The organism is Paracoccus sp. (in: a-proteobacteria), from assembly GCF_047605025.1.
Classification (GTDB): domain Bacteria; phylum Pseudomonadota; class Alphaproteobacteria; order Rhodobacterales; family Rhodobacteraceae; genus Paracoccus.
In genome coordinates this window covers 1-9162 of record NZ_JASGGO010000049.1, presented here as the reverse complement: position 1 = coordinate 9162, position 9162 = coordinate 1, and the positions used below count along the sequence as shown (strand labels likewise).

Below are 9162 nucleotides of genomic sequence, written 5' to 3'. Positions count from 1 at the left end.
TGCCCGGCTCGCTGGGCGGAATGAACTGGGGTTCGGTCTCGATCGATCCGACGACGAATTACATGTTCGTCAACGACATGCGGCTGGGACTGGCGAATTACATGATCCCGCGCGACCAGATGAAGGGCGGCAGCGGCATCGAAATGGGCGTCATACCCCCCAGCTTGGCACCCCCTTCGGGGCCATGCGCCAGCGTTTCCTGTCACCCCTGGGCAATCCCATGCCAGGCACCGCCCTTCGGCACGCTTTCGGCGGTGGACCTGAAGACGCATCAACTCGTCTGGCAGGTTCCGGTCGGCACGGTGCAGGATACCGGCCCCCTGGGCATCCGCATGGGCCTGAAGCTGCCCATCGGCATGCCGACGCTTGGCCCGATGCTTGCCACGCAATCGGGCCTGGTGTTCATCGCGGGAACGCAGGACTTCTATCTGCGCGCCTTCGACGCCCGCAGCGGCAGCGAAGTCTGGAAGGCCCGCCTGCCGGTCGGCAGCCAGGGCGGCCCGATGAGCTTCCGCTCGCCTGTGACGGGCAAGCAATATGTGGTCGTCACCGCCGGCGGCGCGCGCCAGTCGCCCGACCGTGGCGATTACGTCATCGCCTACGCCCTGCCCTAGGCGAACGCGAAGGCCGGGGGGCGCCGTCGCGCGCGCCCTGGCGGCATGTCCCTTGATAAAACGCTTTCTTTCCATGGTCTTGCTGACCGCTAGGCGCGCGCTCCCTCGGATATGCCGGCCTGGGGACGCGAGGCGCTTTGGCCGCGAAGACGAGTATGCCACCGGCCGGAGCGGGCACGTCCTCAATCGCGATGGCGCGGACGGCGCATCCCTTGTCCCGGCCGGGCCATTGCCGCAAGGCAAATCGCCTTGGGACACAGGCGGCCACCCGTTGATCGCCATCACCCCGCAAAGCCTTGAATTCCCCCGAACCGGATAAGGAAATCAGGCCAGAATCCTCGGATCGCCGCCAAGGTCGAGACCTGGGAAGATCGCCCGCTCCAGCAAGTCCCGCTCGGTTCCGAAAAGGCCGCGCATCGCCCATGCGGCATAGGCGCGGATGTCGCGCGTGGGCATCAGGTCGCGGTCGGCGTAAAGCTGGCCCTCGGCCAGGCCAGGCCAGTCGCCATAGGCCCGCCCGCCCCGGATCGCACCGCCGGCCATGATCATCGCGCCCCCGGTGCCGTGATCGGTGCCGCCCGAACCGTTCTCGCGCACGGTGCGGCCGAATTCGGTCATCGCCAGAACCGTCGTGCGGTTCCAGTTCGGGCCAAGCCCATCTTTCAGCGCCAGAATCGAGGCCGCCAACCGATCCAGCGCTTTGCCGATCACCGGCCCCTGCTTGGAATGGCTGTCCCAGCCGGCGATGGAAAAGGCGGCGATCCGGGCCGCGCCGTTCAGCCGGGTCGCGGCGAAGGCACCAAGCGAGGCGGCCTCGGCGGTGGGACCTTGCAGGCGGGCGATATCGTCGGTTTCGGCACCGATGCGGATCGCGTCGGTCACGGCATTCCTGAACAGCGGATCCTCGTGATAGACATGCTCCAGCAGCATCTGCGCCTGGGGCGTCAACGTCAGCGAGGCGCGGGGCGCCCAGCTTAGATGCGCCGCCTCTCCCGACAGGATCTTCAACTGGTCCAGCCCCACCGCGTAAGCCGTCTCTGCCTGCGCCTGCGGCATGGCCTGCAAAAGCCGGTTCAGCCAGCCGCCGATGCGGCGGTCCACCGGCAGATCGTTGCCGGTCCCAGCTTCCAGCAGGTCCTGCCCGTCGAAATGGCTGCGCTTGTCGCGATAGGGGGTGGACACCGCATGGGCGAAAGCCAGTTCCCCCGCCTTCCACAAGGGCAGCAGCGGCGCCAGGTTGGGATGCAGCGCATAGAAGCCGTCAAGGTCCAGCGCGCCCCCCTGCGGCCCGGTCGAGATGGTCTGGCGCAGCTTGCCCAGCATCGGGTCGCCATAGGGCTGGATCGCGTCCAGCCCGTCCATCGCGCCGCGCAGGATGATTACCACCAGCCGGTTGTCCGAAGGCAGCGAGGCGAAGGTCATCGAGGTCATCAGCGGATGCGCGGCCGCCGAGCAGCCGATCAGCGCGGCGCTTTTCAGAAACAGGCGGCGGTCCAGGTTCATGCGCGGCTCCTATCGCCGGTTGAAATCGTTCGAGGCCAGGACCAGGGCCACGCCCTCGGCCTGGCTCTCGGCCTTGGGGACGGCCCAGGCCAGCGCCTCGGACTGGGTGCCGCCCAGGGCGGTCCCAAGCAGCGCGCGCGGATCGGGCAGCGCCGGCACCAGCTTCGCGGGCACCCGCAGGGCGAAATTGATCCGCGCCGCCAGAAGCTGGGGCGAGACCCAGGCGGCGGGCTCTTCGGGCCAGCCGTCGGGGCCTGTCGGGCGCAGCCAGTTCTGGCCCATCTGGGTCAGCGAAGAGCCGATCAGTCTTTGGAATTCGGGCATGTCCAGCGCCGCGACCTGCGCCCCCGTCACCCCCAGCGCCCGCAGCGCCGCGACGATATAGTCGAAGGGCTGGCGCACCTTGTCGCGCAGATCCGCGCCCAGGTCGGGATGGGCGATCATGCTGCGATAGACCTGGGGCAAATCGCCATCCGTGTCGCGCCAGCGTGCCACCATGGCGCGGAGCAGATTCTCGGACGGCTCGTCCGAGATGAAATGCACCGCAAGCTTGCGCGAGACGTGTTGCGCGGTCTCGGGGCGGCGGGCGATGTCGTGCAGCGCCTGGCGGATGTCGTCCAGCCCGCCCTGCCGCCGCCCGCCATAGCTGACCCCCAGCACCGTCTCGGCCCCCGGCTCGGCGGCGTTGCGGTTGAAGGTAAAGCCCTGCTTGGCGGTATAGGTCAGCCCGGTCAGAAGCTCGGCCAGTTCGCGCACGTCGGTCTGGGTATAGGGCGCCCCGACGCCCATGGAATGCAGTTCCAGCGCCTCGCGCGCGAGGTTCTCGTTCAGCCCGATCTCACGCTCGGGACGATTGCGGGCAAAGGGCGAATTCGGCCCCCGGCTGCTGTTCTGGTCCAGATAAAGAAGCATCATCGGATGCGTCTCGGCGGCGAAGAACATATCCTCGAACCGGCCGGCCAGATGCGGCCGCACAACCTCGTCGACAAAGGCCATGGCCAGCGCGTTCTGGGCCTGACCCTTGGGGCTGACGGTGAAATGGTCGGCCCAGAACTGGACCAGACGCTCGCCGAAACCGACCGGCGCGTCCAGCGCGCGCACCACGCGGCGTTGCAGATCCTGCGCCAACAAGGCGCTCGTCTGCTTGTTGACGACGCGAAACGCCTCAAGCTCGGCCTCGCCCCCCGTCTTGCGCGCTCGGGTCAGATCGGCCAGCCGCAGCGCGATCTCGCGCGCCTGGTCCGTGCTGATCGCGTCGGGACCAGGCGCGGCCTCGGGCAGGCTGTCCAGCACCGCCGCCGGATCGGCCGGGGGCGGGAAAAGCGGCGACAGCCCATAACCCAACCGGATGGCGGCGATTTCAGGAAAACCGAAGGACATTCATCCACCTGCTTGGCCGGGAACTGCACTTCCCGATCCCATTATCGCATGCACGGGCGGAAAGGTCAGTTCACGCTTTTGGCAGAGGGTCACCGGCGCCGAAAGCCTGACCAGGCTTTCGGCGGCAGGATCATTCCTTGGGCAGCGAGCGCAGGCGCAACTCGCGCATCTGCTCGTTGGTGGGTTCGCTTGGCGCGCCCATCATCAGGTCCTCGGCCCGCTGGTTCATCGGGAACATGATCACCTCACGGATGTTCTGCTCATCCGCCAGCAGCATCACGATCCGGTCGATCCCCGCCGCGCAGCCGCCATGCGGAGGCGCGCCATAGCGGAACGCCTTGACCATGCCGCCGAAACGCTTCTCGACCTCGTCATGGCCATAGCCCGCCAGTTCGAACGCCTTGAACATGATGTCCGGGCGGTGGTTGCGGATCGCGCCCGAGATCAGCTCATAGCCGTTGCAGGCCAGGTCGTATTGATAGCCCTTGATCTGCAAGGGGTCGCCCGACAGCGCCTCAAGCCCGCCTTGCGGCATGCTGAACGGGTTGTGGCTGAAATCGATCTTGCCCTCGTCCGATTTCTCATACATCGGGAAATCGACGATCCAGGCGAATTTGAACTGGTTCTCGTCGGTCAGCTTCAGTTCGCGCCCGATCTCGTTGCGGGCACGGCCGGCGACGGCCTCGAACGCCTCGGGCTTGCCGCCCAGGAAGAAGGCGGCGTCGCCCTCGCCCAGGGCAAGCTGCGCCCGGATCGCCTCGGTCTTTTCCGCCCCAAGCGCCTTGGCGATGGGACCGGCGGCTTCGGTCGTGCCGTCCTCGGCCTTGCGCCAGAAGATATAGCCCATCCCCGGCAGGCCCTGCGACTGGGCAAATGCGTTCATGCGGTCGGCGAATTTGCGCGAACCGCCGGTCGGCGCGGGAATGGCGCGGATCTGGGTGCCGTCCTGTTCCAGCAGCTTGGCGAAGATCGCAAAGCCCGAGCCGCGGAAATGGTCGGAAACCACCTGCATCTCGATCGGGTTGCGCAGGTCGGGCTTGTCCGAGCCGTATTTCAGCATCGACTCGGCATAGGGGATGCGCGGCCAGTCCGCATCGACCGGACGGCCGCCGCCGAACTCCTCGAACAGGCCCTGAATGACGGGCTGGATGGCGCCGAAAACGTCCTCTTGCTCGACGAAGGACATTTCCAGGTCAAGCTGATAGAAATCGGTCGGGCTGCGGTCGGCGCGCGGATCCTCGTCACGGAAACAGGGCGCGATCTGGAAATAGCGGTCGAAGCCCGCGACCATGATCAGTTGCTTGAACTGCTGCGGCGCCTGCGGCAGCGCGTAGAACTTGCCCGGATGCAGCCGCGAGGGCACCAGGAAGTCGCGCGCCCCCTCGGGCGACGAGGCGGTGATGATCGGGGTCTGAAACTCGGTAAAGCCCTGATCCCACATGCGATTGCGGATCGAGCGGATCACGCGCGAGCGCAGCATGATATTGTTGTGCAGGCTTTCGCGGCGCAGGTCCAGGAAGCGATAGGCCAGCCGCGTCTCCTCGGGGTAATCCTGGTCGCCGAAGACCGGCAGCGGCAGGTCGTCCGACGGGCCGAGGATCTCCATGGCGGTGGCATAAACCTCGATCTCGCCGGTCGGCAGCTTGGGGTTCACCAGGCTGGCATCGCGCAGCTTGACCTTGCCGTCGATGCGGATCACCGTCTCGGCGCGCAGCTTTTCCAGGCCGGCAAAGGCCGGGCTGTCGCTGTCGGCGATGACCTGGGTGATGCCGTAATGGTCGCGCAGGTCAATGAAAAGCACCCCGCCATGATCTCGGACGCGGTGGACCCAGCCCGACAGGCGGATCTCGGAACCGGCGTTGGCGGCGGTCAGCTGGCCGCAGGTATGGCTGCGATAGGCGCTCATCACTTTTCCCCTTGTATCAGCCGACGCATGAACCGCGACACGGGCGGGAAGTCAAGCGGATCAGAAGGGGCGAACCACATTGCCGGAATAGAAATAGACCCCCATTCCGACGGTAAAGAGCGCATTGCCCGCAACCGCGTGCAGGGCCCAGACGGCGGGAAAGCCGAAGCGCAGATAGGCGCGGGCGAACCACCAGCCGCCAAGGAACGTCATGACCGCCACGATCCAGGACCAATACATCAGGTGGGCAAAGGAAAACACCGCCGCGTTCAGGGCAATGGCCGCGCGGCCCGTGGGCAGGATCGCCGCGTAGCGGTGGAAGAACAGCGGGCGGAAGATCAGCTCCTGCGGCAGCGCGGACAGGATCGGGTAAAGGCACCACACGACCAGCATGAATTCGGGCCGATTCCGCGCCATGTTGAAGATCGCGCCGGGCCTGGCGAAGGACAGGATCAAAGCTCCGATCAAGGTCGTGATCAGGATCATGGCCAGGATTTCCAGCCATGGCAGGCGCCGCCAGCCCCGGACCAGACCGGGCCAGTCGAAGCCGCCGGTGAACCACAGCAGCGCCAGCCCCGCGAGGCTGAAAAGCGCCAGCGCCGCGAACAGCAGATGGCCCGGCATGAAGACCGCGATCAGCAGCGGCGCCCCCAGATAGAGCGCCGCGAATTCGGCCCGAAGCAGGGCGGGGCTTATTGCAGCCTCCGGCTGAGCCAGATCCGCCATTGTGCGGGATCGCCAGCAAAGACGTTCAGGTCCACATTGCCCCGGACCCCCGGAACCTGCCCGGTGCCGGTATACTGCCAGAAGCTGTAGGGCTGGCCCGGATAGACGATGCGGGGATGGCCCGCGACCGAGCGCAGCCAGAACTCCTCGGGCCAGCGGTTGAGCTGGTTGTCGCGATAGAAGTCCACGGTCGTATAGATGATCGGGCGCTGGCCGTAATACTGGTGCAGGATGTCCTTGAAGATCTTGGCCTCACGCAGGACCTCATCGGCCGGGGGACGGCGCGGGCAGGTCTTGGAGGGGGTCCATTCCAGGTCCACGACCGGCGGCATCGCGCCCCGCTCACGCGGGACGTTCTGGATGAACCAGGCCGCCTGCTGCGTGCCCGAGCGGCAGAAATAGAAATAGTGGTAGGCGCCGCGCGGAATGCGGGCGGCACCGGCCTCATACCAGTAGCGGCGGAAGTTCGGATCGACCCAATCCCCGCCCTCGGTCGCCTTGATGAAGGCGAAGCTGACGCCCGAGCCGCGCACCGTCTGCCAATCGACATCGCCCTGATAGCGCGAGATGTCGATGCCATGCACCTGGTGGTCATAGGGATGCCCGCCGACCCAGGCATGTGGCGCGCTGTCGCCGAACCTGGGCCCCATCCCCTGCCCCGCCATCACCGGGCGTTGATATGTCGGCCGGCCGCCGCAAGCCGCCAGCGCGACCAGCAGCAGGACCGAGACCAGTCTCATCAGATACGTCATGTCTGCCCTTTGCCCCATCGCGCCTGTCCTCGGCGCTTTGGGCCTTTATCGCAAAGACACGGGGCTGTGTCACGATGGCGTGACAGTCACGAATATGTCAGAGGCCCCGAGCGGCGCGACGGCGGCCTGCGCCGCGTGATGCACGGGGGGCCGGGCGAAGGGTGGCCAGGGCCGGAAAATGCCGGGTTTCGGGGTGTGAAAGGCGTGCACCGGGGGTATGTCAGGAAGCAAGATGGCGTGTGTGGATTGGCAGAACAGAGCGCCCCTCCGCTGCAATGGCAACATTACAAATTCATAGTAGCTGCGCCTGACCCGGAGGGTGGGCAAGCGGCAAGAGATGCCCCAGCGCCGCCTAGAGCGCACCAAAAACTGACATTTTGACCGGTTTGCGCCACTTTCCGGTTGGGTCGATATTGTCAGCTCAATAAAGCCCGCACTGTCTACGCCGCAGAGGCCATAAGGAACAGCTTTCCTCGCCGGTCAGCCATATGGAGAGTGAAATTTAGTTTACCAAGAGACTACGGGATGATACCATCATATAGATTCGGGGCGCAGACAAAGAGAGGCGCCACTCAATTCCTCTTTGGGTCACGCCATAAAAGTTACCGCAGAAATTCAGGAGATGCGGTGGACTTAACATATTGTTATTTCATCAATAAAAAATGTCGCGGATTAGAACAATATTGCCGTTCATTCCTTTGGTCAAAACTCCCTTAGTATAGAAACCTCTTGAAGGATGGATGCCGTGGAAAAAGAAATCGCTCAGATAATTATTGACCATTTGAACACATCACTTCCAATAGAAATATTTATGATAGTAGCGCCAGCCATTGCAGCGTTAGGAGTATTTCTTTACAGTTACCTGAAAAAGCTTGGGGAAAACTATGCCAGCAAGGAGGACATACACCAGCTCATTATAAAAACAGAGTCCTTAACCAAGGCAGCCGAAGAGACCAGGCTTGCAGTCAAAGAGAAATTTGATGATCGGCAGCTGGGCCTTCAGCACAGAATGCATCAAGAGATCGTCTTACATGAGGCAACTCGTCTAGTCGCGCGATTTTCAGAGATATTTAAGAATCAACCAGATGAGCCCGGCGACTTTGCGGACGACTATTCGAGGACGTGGACGCCCCAAACTGTGTCACGAAATAGCCTAGAAAACAGCAAACGCGACACATGCGTGTACAGGTTCTTCCGATTTTTATCGGCAATTGAGAAGTATCAAAACACCGTCTCAGGAATTTCAAACCATTCATCGCGTGATTTTTTCGATTTTTATATCAATTTAAAATTACTTCCTGCGCTCGCGAGCGGGCAATATCCAGGAGGTACTGTCATCTGGCGCGACGCGGCCATGGAGCTTGGCGAGATGATGACGGAAAGGTCGGACAAATGGGAAAACACTCAGCCAATCAGCTGGTCCAATTTTGTCTCGATCATTCAGAAAGAAAATAGAGACGCCGATATTGTAAACTTCTACTCATGTAATATTTCTAAATTTATCGCAAAAAAGAATGTTCGATTGGCAATATTTTCATTACTCCTTATAGATTTTATACAAGACAATAGAAAGAAGCGCCCATGGGAACGCGAAAGAAATCATATTCTAAAATACATATCCGAAAAGGCCGACCATGGCCAGTTTTCAATTTGGGGGAAAACTACAGAAAAGAAGAACGACTGGGAAGTGATGGACATCAATAGCGGCAAGGTGCCACGGAATATTCTATCGCCCTTCTTCGACCCGAGCAAGAACCTAGGCTACCCGGTGAAGCTTCCGAAAAATACATCGGACTGAGATGCCACTTTCATAACTTGCGATGTCTTATTCAGCGTTCACTGGAACCCAGTTCACACACCAATATCAACGATCTTACAATTTTTATCGAAAACAGCCGCTGACGACAGAAATTAAAAAACGGTGTCCGTGTGCAGTTGCCAACCAGCCAATCAAGCCCGGCCGGCGTTTCGACAGAAATATGAATGGCCGAGTACGATAAGCTGTAGCGCAGATGGATATCCGACACAACTTTCGGTCTGCGGCCGCATTTTTCTGGAACTGCCACCTCTGCTGGACTGCTGAATGTCGGCAATGGGCTCAAAGATTCTATGACGTCAATACGGCGCTGGGGTTTGCGGGGGTGAGCGCATGAAGGCAAACCTGATCGCTACCCTCCAGCCCGGCAGCACCTCGCCGGCCCGCCCTGCCAGCCCTACCCCAAATCCGGGATCAGCTTGCCCGGATTCATGATGCCCAGCGGGTCCAGCGCCGCCTTGATCG

At 62.3% G+C, this 9162-nt stretch carries 6 protein-coding genes and 1 pseudogene; 2 read left to right on the top strand and 5 right to left on the bottom strand.

The annotated features are described in order from the left end of the window. Nucleotides 1-614: pseudogene (locus QM682_RS18280) on the top strand (membrane-bound PQQ-dependent dehydrogenase, glucose/quinate/shikimate family); the annotation flags it as partial. Nucleotides 615-938: 324 nt separating this feature from the next. On the opposite strand, the gene QM682_RS18275 reads toward QM682_RS18280, so the two are convergent. The 5 genes from QM682_RS18275 to QM682_RS18255 form a co-directional block, all read right to left on the bottom strand. After that, entirely contained in the window at nt 939-2117 is a 1179-nt protein-coding gene (locus QM682_RS18275) for a DUF1501 domain-containing protein (protein ID WP_415132354.1), read from the bottom strand. A gap of 9 nt (nt 2118-2126) precedes the next feature. Beyond that, nucleotides 2127-3497, bottom strand: a complete 1371-nt coding sequence (locus QM682_RS18270) for a DUF1800 domain-containing protein (RefSeq protein WP_415132352.1) — start codon at nt 3495-3497, stop codon at nt 2127-2129. 130 nt (nt 3498-3627) lie between these two features. Then, nucleotides 3628-5403, bottom strand: a complete 1776-nt coding sequence (aspS, locus tag QM682_RS18265) for an aspartate--tRNA ligase (protein ID WP_415132350.1) — start codon at nt 5401-5403, stop codon at nt 3628-3630. A gap of 60 nt (nt 5404-5463) precedes the next feature. Next, nucleotides 5464-6129, bottom strand: a complete 666-nt coding sequence (locus QM682_RS18260; protein ID WP_415132348.1) for a CPBP family intramembrane glutamate endopeptidase — start codon at nt 6127-6129, stop codon at nt 5464-5466. Continuing rightward, the gene (locus QM682_RS18255; RefSeq protein WP_415132346.1) at nt 6096-6881 is read right to left on the bottom strand and encodes a GH25 family lysozyme; all 786 of its coding nucleotides are present in this window, start codon (nt 6879-6881) and stop codon (nt 6096-6098) included. Before QM682_RS18255 ends, QM682_RS18260 begins: the two co-directional genes overlap by 34 nt. Before the next feature lie 745 nt (nt 6882-7626). Between QM682_RS18255 and QM682_RS18250 the strand changes: the two genes are divergently transcribed. Then, nucleotides 7627-8679, top strand: coding sequence for a hypothetical protein (locus QM682_RS18250; protein WP_415132344.1), 1053 nt, complete (start codon nt 7627-7629; stop codon nt 8677-8679). Nucleotides 8680-9162: the final 483 nt, after the last annotated feature.